Source organism: Gymnodinialimonas sp., from assembly GCF_059726805.1.
Genome location: NZ_AP041059.1, coordinates 1,806,259 through 1,828,606, shown reverse-complemented (window position 1 = coordinate 1,828,606; position 22,348 = coordinate 1,806,259). Strand labels below are relative to the sequence as shown.

Here is a 22,348-nt window from a genome sequence, read left to right as displayed (position 1 = left end):
GTAACGACGAATCTCTAAGTTGAGGCTGACAAAAATCTGAACGTCGTTCCACCTGAATTTAAGGTGTATACCAGTTCGGCCTCACTGAACTGGAAGCGGCTTTCTTACGAAAATATGGGTTCATCCAAGGAAATATGGTGAATTCACCTCACTTTAGACCGGGGCAGTATTTTGAATTTTCTTTGCCCGCGCACGTTGAGCAGCCCAAAAATTCGCCGAACCGTCTTCATTTATTTTCCCAACCGCATTGTAAGCCGGTAAAATCAACTTCTTCGCAACGAGACGATGTGGCTCAAAATAGAGCTCAAATGCGATCAAAAACCGTTGGATCTGCTTCCGTGAGCATGAGATTAGCAACAACCCTACGGCCAACAAAGCCACTCGAATTGCAGGCGTCACATCCTGCTGCGCCACACTCTGAACATTCGATAGGCTGAAGCCTTTGTGAAAGCACTGCTTTGAGAGTGTCTCGAAGCAAATACCGTTCAACACCAAGGTCTAGAAGGCGACTGACAGTAGAGGGGCCGTCATTGGTGTGTATTGTCGATAGTACCATGCGACCAACCAAAGCTGCGCGAACCGCAATTGCCGCCGTTTCTTCGTCCCTGATTTCTCCGATCATGATGACGTCGGGGTCCTGTCTGAGGATCGCGCGAAGAGCCTCTGAAAAACCCAGCGAATAGTCACTATCCACTGGGACTTGGTTAATGCCGGAAAGGCTGTACTCGATGGGATCTTCTACAGTAACGATCTTACGCGTTTCAGCGTTTAGACCCGCCAATGCAGTATATAGCGTTGTCGTCTTCCCACTGCCGGTAGGCCCTGCAACCAAGAATAATCCACTGGGACGTGACACAATGCTACGTATTTTCTCCGACGTTTGAGCTTCGAACCCCAACGCGTTCCAGTCCAGCTTCAGCTGTCTTTGATCCAAGAGTCGAACAACGATACTCTCGCCAAATTGTGTGGGCAGACAGGCAATTCTGAGATCCAATGGGCTGCCCCGAACAACGATTTTCGCCCGCCCATCTTGCGATTTTCGCTTCTCGGAGATGTTCAGATTTGCAAGCACCTTGATCCGAGAAACAACCGCCATTGTCTCTTGATCAGTCAGAGAACGATGGACAGACATCCGGCCATGACATCTAAACCTTATTCGCCCGCCGAGTTCCGTTGTTTCCACGTGGACATCTGACGCGGTGGCTAGAACCGCATTTCTAAATATCTCGTTTACGAGGATGATGATCGGTCCCTGGTTTGCCAGAGACTCAAGCTGCGCAACGTCCGCGGTGGCCAAGTTCACAGTTGCAGATGAGTTTTGATACGAGCTTAACCGCGTCAGAGCATTCGCGATGGTAGTCGGAGTCGCCAGTGCAAACTCAAGTTGCATGCCGGAAGCGTAAGCGACCGCATCGACCTCACTCCTGCAATCCAGCCTACTGGCGGCAACAACGACCCGATCTTCCAACCTAGAAGCAGGAAAAACGCCGGTGCGTTTTACAAACTCGGCCTCGAGGCCAAGATCACTCGGGAGAGACACATCGAATTGAGAAACGTTCAGTAAAGGCACACCTACCTGCTCAGAAAGGCACTCAAACAAGGCATCCTCGGGGACAATGCCCAGTTGGAGGAGCGATTGCACGATCCCAGTGCCTGCCGCGCGACCAGCCTCTAAGGCCCGCTCTAGGTCAGGTTGTTGTGCAAGACCCACAGCCTTCATACTCTCAATTAGCTTGCTCTCATCCAGAATTGGTATTGGTGTCATTTGCGCGCCATCAATCTAGATTGTCACCAGCTTTGCCATTATCAGCGAAGGACTAGCGCATAAAGTCTTCGTCATCCTAGGTGTGCCCAATTGAGCGATTTTTCAGTTCGAACAGAACTCGGCAAAGTTGGCTTTCTGCGACTGCTAGCATCGGTGGTTACAGGCCGCACTTTGGTTCGTCCGCTGCACGTGTATCCGGCTCAGAATGAAAGCAATAGACGCAGCAAATTGCGTTCTGGTCCAGTCCCCTCGGCGGGCACTAGCAGCGCCAAGCGTGGAACAACCCTAGTGGAAGTCGTCATTCCTTCAGAAATGCTGCTTCGCCGTAATCTAACGCTGCCTCGACTTAGAAGGGCAGACGTGGACAATGCAGCTCAGCTTGATCTTCTGCAAAAAACCCCGTTCTCTGAAATGACTGCCTTTTGGGCACATGAAGCTCCTCAGTTGGGAAAAAACAACGTGGAGGTCACACAATGGGTCATCAAGCGAGAGTTGGTTGATCAATTGGTAAAGACCCTATCCGATCAGGGTTTCATAGTTAGGAGAATGCTGATCTCAAAAGTGGAAACCCACCAGCCTCTTGTTGATTTTCCTAAGGTGGTTTCCCCTTGGGCAAAAAGGGTACCGCTTCTGAACTGCTTACTCGCCGCCTGTGCGATCGCAAGTCTCGTATGGTCACAAGCGTCGCCGGTCCTCTCTGTGCAGTCAGCGACAATTCAGTTGAGAACGCAGATTTCTGAACGCACGACAAGGGCTGTCACCTTACGGGTGGAGTTAGACGACCGATTGGCGACGGTGCAGTCAGAAGAGGCTCTCCGTACGGCGCTCGCACAACAACTCATGCTGTCAGCCGCGTTAGAAGCGCTCACAGAAGCTCTTCCTGACGAGGTTTGGGTCACTGGTCTGGAGATGCGCGATGAAAGAATAGTGGCAAGCTTAACAAGTCGCACGGCAGCGCCAGCGTTGGCATTGATGTTAGGGGACCTTACACAATTCTCGGACGTCCGAATAGTGGGTCCGATCGCAACCCTTCCTCAAGGTCGCGTGAGATTTGACCTCTCCCTATCAATTACGCTTGTACTATGACGCGCCGCGCAAGACGTTTTTTCGGCTTGATAGCACTATTGGTAGTTAGTGTCGCCGTGCTCGCCGTCGCAACGGCGTCGTTCTGGAATTGGCGGCAAGACATTGCCGAGAACTACGCACAGGCCGCTCGAGAACTCGAAGCAATCAACACCCGAATCCGTCAGACCGAGTTCGCCCTTCAGGATCAGCCCAATGAAGAGGTGCCGCATCGAGATGTTCCCTCAATGCGTCCAAGCGATGCATTTGGATTGCTGCAGGAAAGACTGACCGAGGCCGCCATTTCAAGTGGCGTGTCACTTCGATCGCTGAGTGATCAAGGCGTAACCTCTTGGAACGGTATTGATTTGGCATTGGCCCGCCTCGAAGTGGAAGCCCCGTTTGATGATGTGCTCAACATGCTGATTGAAATTGAGCAAAGTGACGTTCCGATCGTTTTGCGCCACAGCGCGTTGCGCCACGTACCAAACACCGCTTCCGAAGAACGTTTTCCGAGGGTCCTGCTTCAATATGAAATCGGCGTCCCGTTCCGATTGGAGGGGGTTCAGGAATGAGGCTAACATCTTGGTCGAGTGTCCTGCTTTGGGCTGTTTTACTCGGTGCCGCGGTTCAGTTCTCGCAAGATGCTGTAGAGGGCAACACGATTGGCACCCCTGCGGCGACGACAGGAGGCGATAGCGACAGCAGGGACACTGCTGGCGTCGAAACCCAAGTGGCGGTGGAGATTCTGCGCGTTCGAGGCGGCAATCCAGAAGCAATTCTAGCGCGACCTTTGTTTTCGAGTAGTAGGCGCCCAATGGAGCCGACTGTTGAAAATGAGGTGGATCCAGTCCCAGAAATCATTGAAGAAGCCGTCCAACCCGCAACAGTGCAAACAGAAATTGTCATTCCAGAAATTGAACCCCTTGAGATTACTGTCCTTGGCGTCATGATTGAGGAAAATGGGGCTCATGCATTAATTGAGCGCCCGAATCATGAGGCAGAGTGGGTTTCGCGTGGAGGCTTCGTTGAGCAATGGGAGCTCGTCGAAATCGAGCGTGACGAAATCGTACTCGAATTTGAAGACAGGCAGAGTACGTATGCAATATTTGACAGAAATGACTAGGCCTTGTTTTCTAGTCTTGGGACTTGCGCTAACCGCGTGCGGAAGCACTCAATCGGATGGGACTGGTAGCATTTACCAAGGAGGTCGAGAAGCATCCGGGGATGGTATTGTAAGCCAGAGCCGCTTGTTCTCAGTGTTTAATGGCAGATCGGGCGAAACCCGTCGAACGGGCACAGATCAATTCCTCAACTTGGACGACCGGGAACGCGGCCCTCTTATTGAAACAAGTTCGAACGGCTCGTTCTCACTAAATCTGGTTGGCGTACCGATCGCACAAGCGGCAGAGGCTGTGCTTGGACAGGCGCTTGAGCGAACCTTTGTGGTATCTCCGGAGGTGTCTGGTGAGGTAACCTTGCAGACTTCACGACCTCTATCGGAGACGGCGCTGCTAGAAGTCTTCCAGTCCGTGCTCGCTTTGAACGGTGCAGCCTTGGAGGTTCGCAATGACGTTGTCTCAATCGTTCCTTCATCGAGAGTTCCTGGCCAGATTTCGCGGTTGGTTGATGGAGGCGCGCCTGGGTCGCGGATTGTTGCGGTGCCACTTCAATACATCGGCACAGAGGAGATGATACGGCTCTTGGAACCAATTATGGGCCCCTCGCTCCAGCTCATTTCCGTAGAGGACCGAAACGTTCTCATGATTTCGGGAACGCGTTCTGAGTTAAACGCCGCGATTGAGGCTGTGAGTGTCTTCGATATCGATATCATGCAAGGACGGTCCGTCGGCGTGTTCCCCCTCGACGCCGCATCGCCGGAAGACGTCGTCGATGAGCTTAACGCCGTCTTCGATGCTGGCGATACTGGCAGTCTGGAAAATGTCGTTACTTTCATTCCATCGACAAATTTAGGGGCGGTAATCGTCATAACGTCCCGCTCCAGCTATCTTGTCGAAGCGGAGCAATGGATCAACAATCTGGATCGAGCGGCTGGAAGTGTTTCGCGTAGGCCAGTCGTGTATGCGCTGCAACACAGAAGCGCTACGGAGATGGTTCAAGTATTATCGTCAATGATTGAAGGCGGTGAATCTGAGGGGCCGACTGATGGAAGTACCCGCATCGCCGCAGACGAAGCAAACAATTCCATTGTTGTTTGGGGCAATTCAAATGAACAGGAGGCCTTCGCCCGCCTCATTCACTCATTGGATACCCAGCCAGTACAAGTGCTCTTGGAAACCACGATCGCTGAGATTACACTCAATGATGAGCTAAACTTTGGTCTTCGCTGGTTCTTTGAGCAGGGCAACTATAGCGGTGCTTTCTCAGACGTATCCTCCGGCTCCACAGGTCCGAATTTCCCTGGCCTCTCCTTCTCATTTCAGGGTGTATCCGCAAGCGTGGCTCTGAATGCGTTGTCTTCCATTACCGACGTAGAGATCATCTCGTCCCCCAGCATCCTAGTATTGGACAATGAGCGTGCTCAGCTTCAAATTGGCGACCAGGTTCCGATTGCGACCCAACAGGTCGTTGATGCAGCCGATTCTGATGCACCGATCATCAATACTATTTCATTCAGGGACACAGGAATTATCCTTAACGTTCGACCCCGGGTGTCAGATGCTGGGACAGTTCTGTTGGATATCGAACAAGAGGTCAGCAGCGTAGCAAGTACAACAACATCAGGGATCGATAGCCCAACTATTTCTCAACGTCGCATTGAGACGAGCGTCGTAATCACGCACGGAAACACAATTGCGCTTGCGGGATTGATCCAAGAGAGCGGCAACCAGCGCAACACTCAGGTTCCAATCGTCGGCGACATTCCAGTCTTGGGCGCCTTATTCAGAAACCGTGATGACCGCGTGGCGCGTACCGAGCTTTTGATCTTGATTACGCCGAGGATAATCCGAAACGATGAAGATGCGCGGCAGATCACGGAAGAGTTCAGGCTACAAATCCCCGGTGCAAATCAGTTGGTCCTTGATGGTCTCGACACTCAAACTGTCGGACACCGTATCATCGAATAGAGCAAACGCGTGCCCAGCTATACTTGCAGATACGTTACAGCGAATGGCGAGCGAGGCATAACAGAGGTGCGTGCCCTGAATGAAGGCGATGCTCTAACTCAGATATCGGGGCAAGGGCTGACGCCTGTGTCAATTTCACTCGCGGACGGGCGTCCGCGTTGGTGGGCGCGAGACATCAGTTTGCGAGGCGGTGGCTCTTATGCGTCCCAAGAAGACATTGTTGGTGTCCTCACATCTCTTGCCCTAATGCAGGAAACTGGTTTCTCATTGGTGGACGCAGTCAAGTTCAGCGTTGAGCAGATCAAATCGCAACGTCTCAAAGCAGCGTTTCGCAATGCACAACGTGCTCTAGAAGACGGCGCCGATGAAAAAGCTGCTCTTGAAGAACTGTCGCACGTCATTCCATCAAACATTATCTCAATGTTAGTAACTGGGGCACAGGCGGGACGCTTGGCGGAAACGGCTCGGGCAGTGAGCAAAAGTATGAAGCGTAGTATTGAGGCAAGGAAGCGCGTGAATTCTGCATTGTTTTATCCCGCAATCTTGCTGGTTATGTCAGCACTCGTCGTAGGCCTCTTGGTCTTCTTTCTTGCCCCTGCGCTCGTACCAGCTTTTTCGGCATCTCAGCAGGAAGCACCCGCGATCCTCCGTGTTTTTCTTTCGATTAGGACGTTCGCGATCAACTATTGGGCTCTAGCGGTGCCGGCGAATTTCCTTGTCGCAACGCTTGCATTCTTAATGGTTCAGACCCTTCTCAGGCGGATGCCAGGATGGCTATTTGACGTCCCGCTGCTCGGGTCAGTACTGAGGCGGTCCCATACGATTGAGCTGTCTCGTGGCATCTCGATGCTTCTACGATCGGGCATGCAGATCGTACCGGCAATTGACACCTACGCGGCCACAGCGACAAAGAGCTTTTCGGCAGATGTCCTCACTGCGGCAGCCAATTCGATCAAAGACGGCGGACAGCTGCAGGACGCCTTCAACGAACCCAAATATGTGGATCCCATGCTCATCGGCATACTTGAACTTGCAAGCACAGCGAACCGCCTTGCCGAGCTACTCGATGTTGTCGCTAACGCTTTGGAGAGAGAACGGGTTGATCGCAATGATCGACTAATTCAATTGCTGTCCCCGATCCTCACGCTGATCATTGGCGCGGTCATCGGTGCATTAGTGTTGTCGACAATCAGTAGCATTATGGCGCTCAACGATGTCGCCTTCTGAAGAAAAACCGAGGAACAATCTGCGCGGGTATTCCATCTTGGAAGTCTTGATATCGCTTGCAATCATTGGCGCCATCACCACAGCCATGGTCCTTTCCCTGCGCCCACTTTCTCCTACTGCACAACGGCAGATGCGGATCGTCGAGCTCGACCAAATCGTTGCCGACGCATCCTTTCGGGCCGTCGAGGACGGTTCAATCATTCGCCTAGAAGAGAGGGACTGCGAGGAAGAACCGACTGAGATCCGTCTATTTCCAGATGGGACTGCGTCGCCAAGCTCACTTTGCGTCCTTTTTGGAGATCAACGCGCCGAATTACATCTTCACCCGTTCTTGATCAGATGGGAAATTGGCCTTGAGTAGGCTCTTCCAAACAATGGGCTACTCCCTACTAGAAGTGCTCATCGCCTTTTCGTTAATGGCGGCAACTTTGACCATCTTGCTGCCCAATCAGACAATCCTGCTCCGCAGAAGTTCATCTGACGTCACTCGGTTGCTGGCACAGGACTACGCCTTGGGCCTTGTCGCTACCTTTGGTGGCACAGAAGAGTTAGAGGTTGGCCGCTCCTCAATGACCTATGAACGATGGACCGTCGAAACATCCGTCGAGCCATATCCAGAGTTCGCGAACGAACCCGTGGTTTTCGAAGTTTCCGTAACGGTAAGCACGCGGACAGGCCGGGAGCTGGCTAACGTTATGTCGCTGGTGGTACGTCAATGAAAGCAGGCCGAAAGCTTGTGTCGTTGAAGGGCAGAGCTGGCTTCTCGTTGCTGGAGCTGTTGGTTTCACTCGCCGTCCTAGCTCTAACCGCAGCCGCTTTGTCTCAGGCCCTTAGTTCCAGCTTGCAGCTCAGGAGCCGGATTTCCAACGATACTGCCATGCGGGATGCTGTCTTGGCGCGTAGCTATCTGCGGGTTTGGCTCGAGACTGCTGTAAATCCAGCTCAGCAACTCCCTGTGGATGGACGGTTCATCGGGAATGAAAACGGTATCGAGTTCTACGCTCAAAGCCAGATGGGGTTTTCAGAAGGCGGGGTTGTCTTGAGCATTACAGTCCAGGAAATTGAAACGGGATTTGAGCTTGTGGTGCGCGAAATAACGCGCGCGGGCACAACTCTCGGCGAGTACAGGATGAGCCTCACTTCTCCAGCGTTGGGTTTAGAGATGAGTTACTACGACGGGCGAGCGCAAGACTGGTTGAGCGAGTGGACCGACCCTGAGCGTTTGCCAGACCTGGTCCGTATTCTCTCTGACGACGGTATCCTTTGGCCAGACTTCTACGCACGTCCACGGCTAGGAGCATCGTGATACTAAAATGATACGTCTTCTAGGTCCGTATCTTCACCAGTTCCGCCTTCCGTTCCATCACGACCAAGCGACCGAACGACGAAGCCAGCACCTTCACTCCCTTCTTCGTATAAGAAAGAACGGCCCCACGGGTCCAAAAGGCCATCAGAGACGTTGATGTATGGCCCAGTCCACCCATCCCTTGTGGCAGGAGGGCTCACCAAGACGGACAGCCCCTCGGAGTCGCTCGGGTACCTCCCCATATCCAGATAGAACAACTGAACTGCCTGCGAGATGCTCCGCAATTGCAGATCGGCAGTTTCTGATCGTGCACGAGCCAGATACCCAATCGCACGCGGCGCAACCACGGCGGCAATGAGCGCGAGGATCGTTAATACCACCAAGACTTCAAGGATTGTGACACCCGCCCGTTCCGACCATCTGTTTTTCGAAATTAGCTTCATATCACTCGATCCAAGCAGAAAAGTACTATCGCAGGAAAGCAGAGGAAGGGTCCAAAGGCTATCCCAAGACTCGTCTCGTCTGTGTTGCCGGTGGCGCTGCGGGCCGCTCTCAACACAAGTAGAGCCGCAATGGCAGAAACTGATCCCACAAGGATTGCAACAGACATGAGGTCAAACGGCAGCCAGATACTCAAACCCAGGATCAGCTTTACGTCTCCCATTCCCAATCCTTGCACGCCGACACGTCTCAAGTAGAGTTCACTAATCAGGTAGAACAAGATCGGCCAAATGAGAATTGACACGATCACAACGCTGCAGACGGGATGAGAGAGAGGTTGGCCAATGAAAATCCCTAGGGCGACAAGTAGCAACGACGCAAGATTTGGCACCTCGAATCGGTCGAAATCAACGACACTTACCCAAATCAATATCGCTGAAAACGCTACCACATAGGGGTCGTTGAATTTTCCAAAGAAGGCTAGCACAATCCCGTATGCGAGAAGGTGCACAAAAATAGATATTGGAAGCGAAATCGAACCGAGCGATGTAGTGAAGCGAGGATCTGAACGGGACACCTATGAACTCTTCCTTCAGCGAACAACGTGGCTTTGCCCTGATCGTCGTCTTGGCGATACTGATAGTATTGACCCTTCTTTATGCGCTCGCAACGTCTCAGGTCTTGGCGAACGCGCAACGGATGTCGGCGCGAGCTTTGGTAGCCGAGCAGTTTCTGACAAATAGCATCGCGGTTGAGATCGCTGTTCGCCATCCGGACGGAGCCGTCGCCGCGTCAAGATTGCTTGTAGAGTGGCAAGACGGTCGCGCATCGTTCTTTTCTCAGGCCGCTGCTGGTCTGATCGACATAAACACCGCTCATCCTGAAGTGCTAAGTTCGGTCCTAAGTGACGCACAGATGGCGTTGCAGTCACTGTACCTTGCGGAAGAGGCAGCAGTCCAGTTTGCGCAAAGCTCCCGCTTCAGTAGCGTCAGCGAGTTTGGGCGGTTGGTGCAAGCGACTGATCCCTTGGACAGGAGCCTTTTCACCGTACACTCTGGCCTTGAGCGGCCAAACGTTGCCCAGGTCGGCAGTAGTTTCGGCAATGCCCCCGCTGACGTTGAAGCAATGAACCAGGGTTCGTTCACTGGAACTCTGCATCTTATCCAAGGGCGTGGCGGATCAAGACACTTGTTGGGCGTCATCTATCGCTCGCCAGGCCTGGGTGGTGGCAGAGTTTTTTCGCTGGATGTAGAGTAATTCGCGGTCGGTAGAATTTCGGTTCTCCAAACTTTCTGAAATCGAGCGAGAAAGACACAACGTGTGCGACTGCTTCAGGCAGAAATCTTATCCAAAAAAAATGCGCTCAGTTGGCAATGACAATTCAGTCGGTCGTTACTTCTCGGCGGAGGACGAGAGGGCGAAGCTGCCGCATCAACACAAATCGACATAAATGGGATACAAATTTATTGTGAATGATCGCTTCACTCCAAGGAGCTATGCACGTTTCGACGTGCAGTAGATAAGTTGTCTTCGTCTGAGCTTCGCAGTGCCTCCTGAAACCAAGAACTTGTATTATGTTTAAAGATCGGATTTCCACGAACACCGTCCTTGCGGTTATTCACCCGTAGAAAGCGCGGCGAAACCGTTCTGGTTCATGAAGCTGCTTGATCAATTTCTACCACACGATTCAAGAAACGGGAGAAAGCGGCTGAGAAGTTGAGGTCTTGCGGTAGCTTGTCGGATAAAGCCATGTCGGGCTCTTCTTTATCAAAAGTCAAAATTTCGCAGTAATAGTCACCGGTGCTCCATATCTTAATACCTGAAATTGTCCCCTTTGTATCAAGCTTTAGCCATGCAGTATTCTCCATCTCTGGATTGGATACACCAAATTCGTAGTTAGAAAAAACTCCACGAACGTCTGTCTCTACCCAGTCTTTGAAGGATTCGAAAAGTTTAGTGTTCTCTGTCATCTGAAGCCTAACATTTCGATGTTGTATGCTATCGGAGACCGGGTTGGTATAGGACGGCCAAGACGTGTAAGTCTTGCTGCCGCGTTTGAGTTCGGGGTTATAACCGTTGAAACGCCAGTACTGGAAGCTTGCAGAGATCGTGTAGAGATACCGAATTCGACGTACATACTGCCTTGTGGTGCTTGGCTTCGAAATGTCGATGCCGCAGCCGGATTTGCTACGTGTGTCATACCCGATCTGCTTTCCACTACCCTGCCTGTAGATAGCATTTCGTCGTACTCTGCGCGGCTCATCCATCGCCCAACTCTAGTTTGAGCAGGCCCTCCTACGACGGGTGACATCCTCGGCATCTGAGCCGTGGCGGTTTGAGGGAGCCCGATTCCTAGCGTCATCGCGCCTGCCGCTGACCCCACCAGACCTTGGCGAAAAATTTCTATGCGTTCCTGGTTACTTAACCCAGCGTAATGCCTGTAAGTTTCGGCTTGTCTGCTTAATTGCTGAAGATCGTATTCATAAGCATAGTCGTTACGCTGTGGATCGTTTTCCCTTTCATTCCGGAGACGCTCAATTTCACTATCAACGTCTGCAGCAGCCTGAGCGTATTCGTCCTCTGTCAAGTACTCAATCGTTAAACTATCGATAAATTGATTCCCGCCGGGGTCAAAAAAGTTGACAGGGTTGTTGCCTGAGTAAGCGTATCTATTTGTCCCCACACCTGGCTGCGTCGGATCAAACCAATCGGCCTGCACGAATATCGCATTGGCCTGGACGGTGGTCAGCACCATCAGTGCAACGGCCAACATGCTGCGCATAAAATGTCTCATTAAGAATCCCCTGCTCAAAACTCTAATGGTTGCCAGCCTAGGGCCTCGGCATTGGCAAAGCTAGTGTCGTTCACGGTTTGCAGGAATTGTAGATATTGCCGCCGGTCATTTGGAACGTCTGCATAGGTGGCGTAGTTCGCGTGGAATTCCGTGCGGATTAGGTGATAGGCGGCGGTGCCGCGTTTCACCATCAGATACACGAATTGCGGATACTGCCTGAGGATCAAATCGGCGGTCTCGATAGCCTCAGGGTAGTCACCCTGGGCGATGAGATTGTCCACGACAACGGAGGCGATGACGGCAACGGCTTCACGTTGATTGAGCGGCGCCATGTAGACGCGGTTTGTGATTGCCGTGTCTGTGATGGGGAGAAGCTCGCGATAGTGGGCGTCTCGCGTCAGCCCCGCGCCGCTTGTGGTCTCAAGGTTGTAGGTCTCCCCCTCGGCGTCGGTGAAGCGCACATAGACGTGCAAGGGTGCCATGGCAGGCACCACGTCCAACCCAAGCCGCTGCCCAAGAATTATGAACAAAAACGGCATGGTGATGCAGTTGCCGCGCCGATCTTCTAGGTAGTCGGACAACAGCCGGTTGCGGGGATCTTGGCCGTAGGGGTCTTCATGATCGTAGCCAAAGGCGCGGTGTTCGTTCCACACGCCGGGCTCGTAGATGAACTGACGGATCGTCTCTAGGCGATCCCAGTCCGTGGGCTGTGGTGGCAGCATCACCTGAATGATCCGCACCATCTGATCCAGCTCGGCCAGGAGCGCGTCAGCGTCGATGTCGGGATCTACGATCCGTTCGGCCTCGATCATAACCTGCCCGAGATCTACACGATCCATGTCTTGATTAAAGAGCGCGGCGACGTCGTCAGCGACATCGGCCAATGAAGCGGTGGCTGAGACACACAGACTTAGAAATGAGATGAGCAAAACGCGCATATTGGGAGCCTGCGAAAACTATTCTCATGACCTTGCCAACACAAGCCAACTCATGCAATCCGAAAGAGACTACGCTTTAGAGGTCGCCACGACTCGACTGTTATATGTGGAGCTTGGCTTGGGCCGTCAATCTATCGACTTCCGGAAATTGGGTAGCATGGCGAGACGATGAGCCGACACATCAGGCCCAGCTTTCTAACCGTATCACCCGCCCAAGCAAGCGAATATCCTTTCGGTATTCCCGCCCTCCGCAACAGTGTCGCAAGCCGTATCTTCCGCATAGAGTGCGTGCGTGGGTTTCTCGGAGTTTGAGGTTTCATCCGATAGTGAGGGCGCAACGGTCGCTCCAGTCAGATGCGCAAGGATTGGTTCGTTTGTGAGAAACAGGCCAAGTAGGCCCTTCCATCACCTTCTGGGAAGCTTCAATGAACACGAAAACTTGATCCCGGAACAAAAGAGTTCGAACGATAAGATATGGCTCAACATACCCGTAAAACGCAGAAAACGGCACGTTTGCCCACAAAACCCAAAAAGCGGGATTTCGAACCGCAAAATACGGCTCTGTTGAGCCGTAGAATAGCAATTTTCGAGGGGGTCATCCCACTTTGCGGAGTTGATCGAGTCACTTTTCGACCTTTTATCGAACCAATATATCATGTGATTTCTAGACGAGTCCCGTAGTTTATGTTGCGGGCATGCTCGAGTAAGCTTCGGGAGATTACCATCTAGTTGATCTCGCGGACCATTACTCCATTTTTAAGAGTTTAAGCTGATCCTCAAATAGGATGTACAAGTCACCGTTGGCACGAGAGCATGCCACGTAGAGCTTGTTCAACGATGATTCTGGAAGACTTCCAAGCTGACCCTTCCTAAACAGATCGGCGGATTTCTTATTCAGCACGACGCAGACATCTACGTAGCTATTCAGACCCTTACATTTTCCCCAGTTATTTGAATTGCAAGGATACTTTTTCTGATCCTTGTAGAACAATTTCACTTTGCTATCGTCTGCGAAAAGAGCATGTGCAGTGTCTTGGTCCTCAATGATATGAACAATTGTGTCATCCGTTCGAGAACTCTCTATCGTGATTCCGAGCCTATCAGTGATGAAACTACATACGGTGGGGCTACACCGATAGGTCTTCTCAAGCGTAGTCACATCAATCGCAAAACCTCTCCCCTCAAACTCCTTAATATAAGGGGCTAAGCCGCGTTTATGCAGATTTGTACGGATATTCCCGTCACGACTTGTGTCAAATGTGTGCTGGAAGAAGTCACCTACAAATAGCATGTCGATCTCAGCATCCGATAACGCCATTAGTAAACTAAAATCGTTGGCCGCGAAGTCCTGAACCTCATCAACTAGAAAGATGTCAAAATAGGTCTCTAGACGACTCTTAATCCTTGGAACTCCATCCTTTTCGACGATAAATTTTGCGAGTCGGTTTCCGTACAGGTATCCATTCTTGGAGACATAGTGATTAATGCTACTTTTTGCTGGAAAGGTTCCTGGAACTTCCCAGAACACACCCCTATCTCGGAGTTGATACGAGAAGAATGGGCGAAAACAAAAAGAATATATAAAAGAAAAATATGACAGCAGAGTGACTGTTTTTGGAATGCACCCAAATTTTCCAACGAGGCTTGCCTCCAACGAACGAAGGTTCTCGTTGGTGTAGGTGATGACCAGGCATCGTTTCCCCTCAGATATCTCAGACAGAATTCTGGTCGTCTTTCCAGATCCTGCAACGGCAAGAATTAGGTCCTTAGCCATGTAATTGCTTCGACAATGTACGTAGGTGGATTGATCTTCCCGGCCTTACTCCTGATGAGATTAAGTGCAGCGGTCGCCTTGTTCTTGAGCATGTACTCCTGAACACCCAACTTCCTCCTTCCAGGGGCAAAGAGTTCTTCACAGATGTCAGAGTTGTCTTGGTACACGCAGATCTCAAATGTCGACCTTTCTGGGTCTGGGTCGCAGAATACTGCAACGCTCTCGACATCGTCATAGGGTGCATACTTAGGCACAATATTCGCGTCGATGTCTCCATCATTATCTGTCACTACAGCGGCCCGAATCCCCAAAATCCTCGCAACGTCTAGGAATCTTGGAAAGCTCAGGCCACCGACCGAGATAACGCTGACATCAGACCCCGAAAGCTCTTCGCCCGAAGCGGCCTGATACAAGTCGGACATTAGTATGTACTCGGCGTCACCCTCAACGAGAAGTGTTCTTGGTGATAGAACGAACTCTAAGATGCCGTTGTTTGGTGCTTTCATGAAGTATTCAGCAGTATCTTCGGGCAGGTCGCTGAGACGCATGGGTTCTTTATCGAAGGCTCCCAGCATAATTGCGTGGCGTAGGTCTAGTCGCGAGCAGATGTACGAACTATGAGTTGCAATGAAGACTTGCGATTGACTTGTTTGCCGTATCTCATCGATCAAACGGCGCATACTCACATGACTAAGATGGTTTTCTGGCTCCTCTAGCAGGACAACATCGAGGCTGGATTTTTTCGATAAAGCAAACTTCGTACGAATGAAGCACTGCTGCCCAACCCCTAAACTCTCAATATCCAAACCAGCGCGCGCTATCGTCAAATCTGTTTCGAGGTTTGACTTTGAACCGCTCTTGAGGGTGAATCCCAAGTCACCCTCAAGTTCATTGTTGATTTCCGCAAATTGCTCCCGCGCGAACTTCTCCTTCGCACTTCGATACCCATACTTCAGCTGGTTTTTGCCAACGTCGGGTACGCTGGCACGAAACATCGTCTGCACATATGAGCGCGACGCGTAATCATTGCTTATTCGTGTGTTGTCAATATCAACATGCTGAATTGGCTTCTTATACGGTGTAACGGCTGCTCCAGAGAAGCTTTTTATCTCAACGCTATAGTACTCATACGGGAAAGCTGGATTATCAAGCCCAATTAACTCGCTGATTTCTTCTGCTAGCTCCGCTCTGGGTTCACAAATCAAACACATCCCGTGCGCTGGCTTCTGTTCAATATTGTACTCGCCATCAAATTCATGGCGCCCCAGATCACTAAGATATATATCCACTTCCAAAACTGGTAGATCAGAAAACGATCGATCTGGCTTTGAGAGAAACGCCTCCACTGCCTGACGATTCAACAGTCGGTCGAGACCAATTGTTTCGATCTTTCCTGGGTTGGCAGACAAAACTAGGTCAATTGCTAGAAGTATGGAGCTTTTTCCAGTGTCGTTGTCGCCAACAAGAATGTTCATCTCAGGATGAAGTTGCTGGAGTGACCAGCTCCGGAAACCCTTGAAGTTCCGTAGGTGAATTTCTTTGATGTAATGCTTTGTCATTATTAAACGATACCAGATTTTCGTGCATATGGAACATGTTGGTTAGGTTTTCAGGGCGACAAATCTTCGGCAAACTAAATCTATATGTTAAATTCATTCATCGCATACACCCGTGTCTCGACCGCTCGTCAGGGACAAGTTGGTGTATCACTTCAAGAACAGCAACGGGCAATCAGCAGGTACGCCGAAAATCACGGCCTGCAGATTACGGACTGGTACGAGGAACAACAAACCGCAGCCAAAAAGGGGCGGCCAGTCTTCGACCAGGTAATGCAGTGCCTCGGTGAGACACCCGGCTCGAGAGGTCTGCTCATCCACAAAGTAGATCGCGGTGCTCGAAATCTTCGCGACTGGGCGTCTATCGGAGAAGCTATCGACCTTGGTATCGATGTGCGCTTTGCTGGAGACGACTTCGACCTCACCACACGAGGTGGTCGCCTTGCAGCAGACATTCAAGCAGTTATCGCTGCAGACTACATCCGCAACCTTCGCGAAGAGGTTCGAAAAGGCATTGAAGGCCGACTGCAGCAGGGTCTCTACCCTCTTCGGGCACCGCGCGGATACCTTGATTGCGGGGGCGGCAAGGTTAAGCAGCCGGACCCAGTTGTGGCACCGCTAGTCATCAGCGCATTCCAGCGCTACGCGACTGGTCGATACACATACAAGGCTCTGGCCGAAGAACTCGCGATCCAGGGGCTTAGAAAGGCTGACGGAGGGCCATTGCGGCCGGACATGATAGCTCGCATCCTCAAGAACCCTTTCTACACCGGCGATATCAGGATTGCAGGGAAGCAGTACAAAGGCATACACCAACCGTTGATTACGCCGGAACTCTTCCGGAAGGTGCAGCGCCTCCTCAATCGTCGCAGCAGTCCCAAGAGCGCTCGCCACGCCTTTCGGTACAGTGGCGCCCTTAGTTGTCGTAATCTGGCATTTGATCCGGTGGCACACGCTCAGAACGAAGCCCTCTGCATTGTGCAATACAGAGGGCACCTAGATTACGCTTGGGCCTGGAAAGTTCTTCTAATGCGCCGGAAAAGGGCGCGAATTTGCGTAGCGTTCTTCCAGATCGCATCTATGAAGATTAGCACAATCAAGACGTAGGCAAGTAACGACACTCGAATGTGCCAGACTTCCGCTACATGCATGAAGGCCAACCCTGGAGAGTTCGCATCGATCATTGGCTCAAGAAGGACGCCGATCACGATAACAAGTACAAGTAGCTCTTTCACCCAACGACAAAACGCTAGGATTAATGCACCAATTGTTCGGTGCTGCTTGACATGAACAGTGCTTTTGGGCATATTTTGTTCCTCATCTATAAGCGGCTCGCTTTGAACACAGCCGCAACCGATTGTGAGAAGGGCGCCTTTGAGGGCGCCCTTCTAGTTTCAACGATAGAACTCGCGAAAGTCGCGGGCCATACGCAAGAGGCGCATGGTTGCAGGATCCCATGGTCGGAGTCGTGAGTGGCCGAACCTAAGGAGACGGTTGAGGACTTCATAGTTCGCCTCAACATCCGCATAAGGTGCTTTCAGTAATTGGTAGAGTTTTTCTGTCTTGAGTTTGGTGGCATCTGCCAGATACTCGACCGACCACCTCCGTCGGCCCATGATGCGCAAGATGCGGTTTCGAGCACCTGCTAGTATCTCCCGTTCACGTAGGGTGTGAGGCATAATCATCTCCTTTCTTGTGTTGCTAGAGTTGCCAACCGCAAGATTTGGTGTATGATCACTATATAGACCAATGACCTACTCGGTCGACGGTTTGTGGCGGATGTCCTACGTGAGCGGTTCAATTCTCGTTTGGGACATCCGCAGCCTATCTCTACGTTAGTTCTCCATGGCAAACTCCTTGCGTTCGCGATTGATGCCGCAAGAAGTACTTGCGACGCGGTGCGTCCTAATTAGAGAATGTTCAACCTGCGCCGACTTGTTCGGTGCTTTTTTATTGCGTCCAGGGTTGCCTTGGATCGCAGCTTTGTTCTCATTCAAGTAACACGGCCACCGCTACGAGTCAAAGTCGAACGTGATTTGCACTGTTGCGTTTGATTTTCACACTGGCTTCCGCTACGGTGAGGCCTCCCACCGCGTTGCCTGGAGATACGATATCACAAAAGAAGTAATTGATCTTAACGGGCTTGCTAAGCTCTTTGGCCAACTCCTGCGCAAGTTGGCTGACGATGGTACGATGTCATACCAAAATCAGTCGATCGCTACCGGTGTAACTCGAAACGCGATTTACTACTTCGCAAAGCGATCTGAAGATCCCGCCTCGATCAAAGCTGGCGATTTAAGCAAACTCATTAACTGGTTTAGGAGTGTCGACTTCTCGCGGGACCAGTTCACGCAAGAACAGTACCTAATTTCATCCGATTTATGGCGAGCGCTAATCGGCAACGCACCAACAGCCATTGAATTGCTATCAAGTGCGTTCACTCTCGCGGAAGAAGGCGTTGAAAACCTCACAAGGACCTTCCCAAACTATCTGATTGGAATTCGTCAAAGGGGTACAACTGAGCGGTTCCAGGTGTCAATTCATCAATTCAGAGCAGGCATAGATAAACGAACTGTCGACTGGTCAATGGCTTTTCTTCAAGGAGTAGGGCGATTCCGAGAAGGAGACTCGCCGCGCCGGCCAGAACAAAGCCCAGTCTACATCAATGGCGTTTGCACTCTTGATCATCAAATGTTGAGCTGCGTTGGGCGACGTTCTGGTGGACATATCTTAGACGTACTTAACATCATCATACCAAGTGCGGATGCAAACCCTGCTTCAGGCGTGCTCCGTGCTAGTTACGCTACGTACTCCAGGCAAGAAGCTATATCTAGAATAATGTACTTGGTGGATTCTGAAGTCTCTCTTCAACAGCCACTTGATAGTATTGTCGGTCACTATGGGGACATCACGAAGGCTGAGTTACTTGAGTACTACCCAGATCTAGCTGAGGAGTTAATTGATTCGTTTCGTGGTTTTTCGATATCAGAGCTGGGCGTGAAGATTCACCCAAAAGAACTTGACGCAGCCGTTCGAGATTTTATTGGAGAAGGTTGAGAAAAGTGATTGCGCGCCAAAGTAGGAACGGCGATTATAATTCACGGCCTGCGAAATATCTCCGACTACTCTTTTGCAAATAGAATACTACATCAGTCTAATTACTCAATGCTCGATCTTGGCCGTAGGATAAGCTTTGGAAAAGCTACGAGTCGGTTGGTTTTAAGTATGGCGATAGGTGAAGATTTATTTTCTATGAGTCTCCGTTAGATAACTGTTCCACACGGCTATTATCAGCTTCCGCTTGTCGAAATAATCGGACCTTTGATACGATCGCTCCACTTCACTCCCAACCTGATGCCCCAGTGCCGTCTCCTTCACCTCAAAGCTAGCATCAGTACACTCCTCGGCCCAAGATCTAAAGGTGGCCCTGAACCCGTGTGGGCGTGCCTCATACCCTTCACGCTGCATAAAGCGGCTCATAGTTGCATCAGACATCGGATTACCTCGTGCAGTTGGGAATAGAAGCTTCTGCTGCGGGTCTTGCCGCGCATCTCCAACGATCTTCATTGCCTCATCAGACAACGGCACCCTATGCTCCACCGAAGTCTTTGTCCGGCTGGCCGGTATCGTCCAGATATCGCCATCTATTTCATCAAACGTTGCAAATCTCACTTCGCTGGTCCGCGTCGCCGTCAGCATCAGAAAACGAAGCGCTAGTGAGGAAACGAATGGCTTCATGCCAAGCCACTGATAGAACGCGGGGGCCTCCTGATACGGCAGCGACGGAATGTGTGTAGTCGTGTGTCTGCGCTTCCCAAGCAACGCCTGTGCCTTCATCACCGCCTGCAGATCCACATCTAATCCCAAAGCTGCAGCATGCTTCAAGGTCAGGCTCATACGATTCATGGCCTTACGGGCCGTATCAGCCTTCACATGCCAGATCGGCTCCAATACCCGCTTCAACTCATGCTGATCAACATCCTCAATCGCCATCCCCCCAATCTTAGGCAGTACATGTACAGACAGGGGAGACATCCACCGTCCGGCATGGCCGTCGTTCTTAAGCTCAGCCTGTTTGGCCTCAAAACACCCTTGGATCGCTTCGGCCACGGTTAAGCGGCCAATCGTCCGTCTGGCCTTCTGCCGCTCACCTACAGGGTCCACGCCGCCCCGAAGCGTGCTACGCGCCACACGAGCCCCCTCACGGGCCTCAACGATAGACACATCAGGCCACCGCCCCAACCCCATCTCACGACGCTTGCCGTCCACCACCAAACGCACAATCCACTTCCCAGCATCCTTGCGGCTCTTAACCAACATGAGGCCCTGGCCGTCGAAGTACTTCCCAGGGCCAAGATTCTTGGCCTTCAGTTGGGTCAATGCGTTCGAGATAGTCATAGCCCACCTTCTGAGGTGTTCATTCAGCCCACCGTATAGACCACCCTAGTGTGTGAGAAAGCATGTGTCACCATGTTCAGTCGCGCTTTGAAGAGGTCAAAATTTAGATATAAAACAAAGGCCCTTAGGGGTCATATGCTCATCTATGAGAAAGTTAAATGGTGCCCGGGGGCGGAATCGAACCACCGACACGAGGATTTTCAATCCACTGCTCTACCCCTGAGCTACCCGGGCACGGGCTTTGGGGGCAGGTGTTGCGCCCCGTGGGTGGGCGCGTTCTAGGGCGTTGGGCGGGCACTGTCCATAGGGACTTGCGGGTTTTTCAGAACCGGCATCGCTAGTGGATTTTGGGGCCGGTTCGGGCAGCCTCTTCAAGGGCTTGCTCGATGTCTTCGGGATCCGTGGACGGCACGGCGTAGGAGCCGTTCAGCCAGCGTCCTAGATCCACGTCGGCGCAGCGGCGCGAGCAGAAGGGGCGATAGGTTGTGTCGGTCTCTTTTTCGCAGATGGGGCAGGACAATGGGGGCACCTCGGGCTCGCAACAGGCCCCCCAGTTTGCGCCAGCAGATCGCCGCTCGCAAGCCTTCACCCCCCTTTGCGCGCTTGCAAAACAGGGGCTTGCGCCGTTAGCACTGGGAAAACGAACAAAGGGTGGGCACCATGCGGATCACACGGCGGAGATTTGGGGCGGGGGCGGCCTCGCTGGCGGTCTCGGGGACCATGGCGGGGTGTGTTGGCGGGCTTGGCCTTGGTGGGGGCGGCGGCGGTGGCATTGGCACGCCGGGCGATGGTGGGCCGTCGCGAGACCCTGATTTCATGCCGCAGCCCAATGCCTCATACGACACCTGGATGGAAGGATTTCGCGGTCGCGCGCGCGCGGCGGGGATTACGGAGGACACCCTGACGCGCGGCCTGAGGGGCGTTGGGTATCTGCCCGGCGTCGTCGAAAGGGACCGGAATCAAACGGAATTTCGGCGCTCGACCGAGGATTACCTGGCGCTTGTGGCGGGCGATGATGACGTGAGCCTGGGGCGGTCGCGCTTTGCCGCTCAGCGCAGTGTTCTGGCGGAAGTGGAGGCGCGGTATGGCGTGCCGGCGGAGGTTTGCTGCGCGGTTTGGGGCGTGGAAAGCCGCTACGGGACGCGCTTGGGGGACATTCCGGTGATCTCCGCCGTGTCCACTTTGGCCTGGGAAGGACGGCGCGGGAACTTCTTTGAGGCGCAGACAATCGCGGCGCTCAGGATCGTGCAGAACGGCGATACGACCACGGACCGCATGCTGGGATCCTGGGCCGGGGCCATGGGACATACGCAATTGATTCCAACGACTTACGAGGAATACGCCGTTGATTTCCGGGGCGATGGGCGGCGCGATATCTGGACCAATGACCCGACCGACGCCTTCGCATCGACCGCCAGCTACTTCGCCCGTTTCAACTGGCGCGCAGGCGAGCCCTGGGGGATGGAGGTGGAACTTCCGTCAGGCTTCAGCGCGGCGACGGGACGCGACAACCGACGCTCGGTTGCCAGTTGGAGCAGCCTTGGCGTGCGCCGCGCGGGCGGAGGCGCCCTGCCCGACCATGGGTCTGCCGCGATCCATGCGCCCGGTGGCGCAGGTGCGCCTGCGTGGATTTTGTATCACAATTTCAATGTGATACTCCGCTACAACGCCTCGACCAACTACGGGATCGGGGTGGGCTACCTTTCGGATCGCATCAACGGGGGCGGGCCGCTCAGGCAGTCTTTCGGGGCAGATGCCAGCGGGCTGACACAGGCGCAACGGCGCGAGTTACAGACCCTCCTGAATCGCGCAGGCTTTGACGCGGGCACGCCAGACGGGGTCATCGGATCGGGCACGGAAGCGGCGATCAGCGCCTATCAGACGGCCAACGGGTTGCCGGTGACCGGCGAGCCTTCGGCAGAGCTGCTGCGGCGTTTGCGGTAGGCTTTCAAAGCCTGTGACATCCGTACACCGGGGCGTACACAACCTGTACATACG

22 protein-coding genes, 1 tRNA gene and 1 pseudogene are annotated in these 22,348 nt (G+C 52.6%); 13 read left to right on the top strand and 11 right to left on the bottom strand.

What is annotated here, in order from left to right:
• Window positions 1-304: 304 nt before the first annotated feature.
• On the bottom strand, window positions 305-1,765 hold the full coding sequence (locus tag AC6I9R_RS09050; protein ID WP_461425245.1) for a GspE/PulE family protein: 1,461 nt from the start codon (window positions 1,763-1,765) through the stop codon (window positions 305-307).
• 90 nt (window positions 1,766-1,855) lie between these two features.
• Between AC6I9R_RS09050 and AC6I9R_RS09045 the strand changes: the two genes are divergently transcribed.
• From AC6I9R_RS09045 to AC6I9R_RS09005, 9 genes and pseudogenes are all read left to right on the top strand, one after another.
• Window positions 1,856-2,851, top strand: a complete 996-nt coding sequence (locus AC6I9R_RS09045; RefSeq protein WP_461425244.1) for a hypothetical protein — start codon at window positions 1,856-1,858, stop codon at window positions 2,849-2,851.
• Complete coding sequence (locus AC6I9R_RS09040) at window positions 2,848-3,402, top strand: hypothetical protein (protein ID WP_461425243.1); 555 nt, start codon at window positions 2,848-2,850, stop codon at window positions 3,400-3,402. The genes AC6I9R_RS09045 and AC6I9R_RS09040 overlap by 4 nt, the downstream gene beginning before the upstream one ends.
• Complete coding sequence (locus tag AC6I9R_RS09035; RefSeq protein WP_461425242.1) at window positions 3,399-3,953, top strand: hypothetical protein; 555 nt, start codon at window positions 3,399-3,401, stop codon at window positions 3,951-3,953. Before AC6I9R_RS09040 ends, AC6I9R_RS09035 begins: the two co-directional genes overlap by 4 nt.
• Entirely contained in the window at window positions 3,928-5,916 is a 1,989-nt protein-coding gene (gene gspD / locus AC6I9R_RS09030; protein ID WP_497863096.1) for a type II secretion system secretin GspD, read from the top strand. The genes AC6I9R_RS09035 and gspD overlap by 26 nt, the downstream gene beginning before the upstream one ends.
• A gap of 9 nt (window positions 5,917-5,925) precedes the next feature.
• The gene (locus AC6I9R_RS09025) at window positions 5,926-7,143 is read left to right on the top strand and encodes a type II secretion system F family protein (protein ID WP_497863095.1); all 1,218 of its coding nucleotides are present in this window, start codon (window positions 5,926-5,928) and stop codon (window positions 7,141-7,143) included.
• Window positions 7,130-7,504 carry a prepilin-type N-terminal cleavage/methylation domain-containing protein gene (locus AC6I9R_RS09020; RefSeq protein ID WP_461425239.1) on the top strand — a complete coding sequence of 125 codons (375 nt, stop codon included), beginning with the start codon at window positions 7,130-7,132 and terminating at the stop codon, window positions 7,502-7,504. Before AC6I9R_RS09025 ends, AC6I9R_RS09020 begins: the two co-directional genes overlap by 14 nt.
• Window positions 7,505-7,517: 13 nt before the next feature.
• Window positions 7,518-7,862 (top strand): hypothetical protein, encoded by a 345-nt coding sequence (locus tag AC6I9R_RS09015; protein ID WP_497863094.1) that lies wholly within the window; start codon window positions 7,518-7,520, stop codon window positions 7,860-7,862.
• A pseudogene (locus AC6I9R_RS09010) lies at window positions 7,859-7,957 on the top strand (prepilin-type N-terminal cleavage/methylation domain-containing protein); the annotation flags it as partial. The gene AC6I9R_RS09015 and the pseudogene AC6I9R_RS09010, both read left to right, overlap by 4 nt.
• Window positions 7,958-8,020: 63 nt before the next feature.
• Window positions 8,021-8,449: a hypothetical protein gene (locus AC6I9R_RS09005; protein ID WP_461426633.1), complete on the top strand. Its 429-nt coding sequence runs from the start codon at window positions 8,021-8,023 to the stop codon at window positions 8,447-8,449.
• Between the two features lie 2 nt (window positions 8,450-8,451).
• Here the strand turns inward: AC6I9R_RS09005 and gspG are convergent, their stop codons facing one another.
• Entirely contained in the window at window positions 8,452-8,892 is a 441-nt protein-coding gene (gene gspG, locus AC6I9R_RS09000) for a type II secretion system major pseudopilin GspG (protein WP_461425237.1), read from the bottom strand.
• Window positions 8,889-9,467: a prepilin peptidase gene (locus AC6I9R_RS08995; protein WP_461425236.1), complete on the bottom strand. Its 579-nt coding sequence runs from the start codon at window positions 9,465-9,467 to the stop codon at window positions 8,889-8,891. The genes gspG and AC6I9R_RS08995 overlap by 4 nt, the downstream gene beginning before the upstream one ends.
• Window positions 9,468-9,469: 2 nt before the next feature.
• On the opposite strand from AC6I9R_RS08995, the gene AC6I9R_RS08990 reads away from it, so the two are divergent.
• A complete protein-coding gene (locus AC6I9R_RS08990; protein ID WP_461425235.1) occupies window positions 9,470-10,147 on the top strand; it encodes a pilus assembly PilX family protein in 678 nt (225 codons plus the stop codon).
• A gap of 395 nt (window positions 10,148-10,542) precedes the next feature.
• Here AC6I9R_RS08990 and AC6I9R_RS08985 read toward each other — a convergent pair whose 3' ends face one another.
• The 5 genes from AC6I9R_RS08985 to AC6I9R_RS08965 all read right to left on the bottom strand — a co-directional run bounded on the left by AC6I9R_RS08985 (window position 10,543) and on the right by AC6I9R_RS08965 (window position 15,955).
• Window positions 10,543-10,860 carry an immunity protein TriTu family protein gene (locus AC6I9R_RS08985; RefSeq protein ID WP_461425234.1) on the bottom strand — a complete coding sequence of 106 codons (318 nt, stop codon included), beginning with the start codon at window positions 10,858-10,860 and terminating at the stop codon, window positions 10,543-10,545.
• Window positions 10,857-11,684, bottom strand: a complete 828-nt coding sequence (locus tag AC6I9R_RS08980) for a TreTu family toxin (RefSeq protein WP_461425233.1) — start codon at window positions 11,682-11,684, stop codon at window positions 10,857-10,859. Before AC6I9R_RS08980 ends, AC6I9R_RS08985 begins: the two co-directional genes overlap by 4 nt.
• A 14-nt stretch (window positions 11,685-11,698) precedes the next feature.
• Complete coding sequence (locus AC6I9R_RS08975; protein WP_461425232.1) at window positions 11,699-12,523, bottom strand: transglutaminase family protein; 825 nt, start codon at window positions 12,521-12,523, stop codon at window positions 11,699-11,701.
• Between the two features lie 844 nt (window positions 12,524-13,367).
• Window positions 13,368-14,396, bottom strand: a complete 1,029-nt coding sequence (locus AC6I9R_RS08970; protein ID WP_461425231.1) for a hypothetical protein — start codon at window positions 14,394-14,396, stop codon at window positions 13,368-13,370.
• Complete coding sequence (locus AC6I9R_RS08965; RefSeq protein ID WP_461425230.1) at window positions 14,381-15,955, bottom strand: ATP-dependent nuclease; 1,575 nt, start codon at window positions 15,953-15,955, stop codon at window positions 14,381-14,383. Before AC6I9R_RS08965 ends, AC6I9R_RS08970 begins: the two co-directional genes overlap by 16 nt.
• A gap of 84 nt (window positions 15,956-16,039) precedes the next feature.
• Here AC6I9R_RS08965 and AC6I9R_RS08960 point away from each other — a divergent pair, with 84 nt between their 5' ends.
• Together AC6I9R_RS08960 and AC6I9R_RS08955 are read left to right on the top strand one after the other, a co-directional pair.
• Complete coding sequence (locus tag AC6I9R_RS08960; protein ID WP_461425229.1) at window positions 16,040-17,059, top strand: recombinase family protein; 1,020 nt, start codon at window positions 16,040-16,042, stop codon at window positions 17,057-17,059.
• A gap of 924 nt (window positions 17,060-17,983) precedes the next feature.
• Window positions 17,984-19,009: a hypothetical protein gene (locus tag AC6I9R_RS08955; protein WP_461425228.1), complete on the top strand. Its 1,026-nt coding sequence runs from the start codon at window positions 17,984-17,986 to the stop codon at window positions 19,007-19,009.
• A gap of 186 nt (window positions 19,010-19,195) precedes the next feature.
• On the opposite strand, the gene AC6I9R_RS08950 is transcribed toward AC6I9R_RS08955, so the two are convergent.
• The 3 genes from AC6I9R_RS08950 to AC6I9R_RS08940 form a co-directional block, all read right to left on the bottom strand.
• A complete protein-coding gene (locus tag AC6I9R_RS08950) occupies window positions 19,196-20,350 on the bottom strand; it encodes a tyrosine-type recombinase/integrase (RefSeq protein ID WP_461425227.1) in 1,155 nt (384 codons plus the stop codon).
• A gap of 159 nt (window positions 20,351-20,509) precedes the next feature.
• Window positions 20,510-20,584 (bottom strand) — tRNA-Phe (locus tag AC6I9R_RS08945).
• A 103-nt stretch (window positions 20,585-20,687) separates the two neighbouring features.
• Window positions 20,688-20,870, bottom strand: a complete 183-nt coding sequence (locus AC6I9R_RS08940) for a DNA gyrase inhibitor YacG (RefSeq protein ID WP_461425226.1) — start codon at window positions 20,868-20,870, stop codon at window positions 20,688-20,690.
• 140 nt (window positions 20,871-21,010) lie between these two features.
• On the opposite strand from AC6I9R_RS08940, the gene AC6I9R_RS08935 reads away from it, so the two are divergent.
• Window positions 21,011-22,294 (top strand): lytic murein transglycosylase, encoded by a 1,284-nt coding sequence (locus tag AC6I9R_RS08935; RefSeq protein WP_461425225.1) that lies wholly within the window; start codon window positions 21,011-21,013, stop codon window positions 22,292-22,294.
• Window positions 22,295-22,348 lie beyond the last annotated feature (54 nt).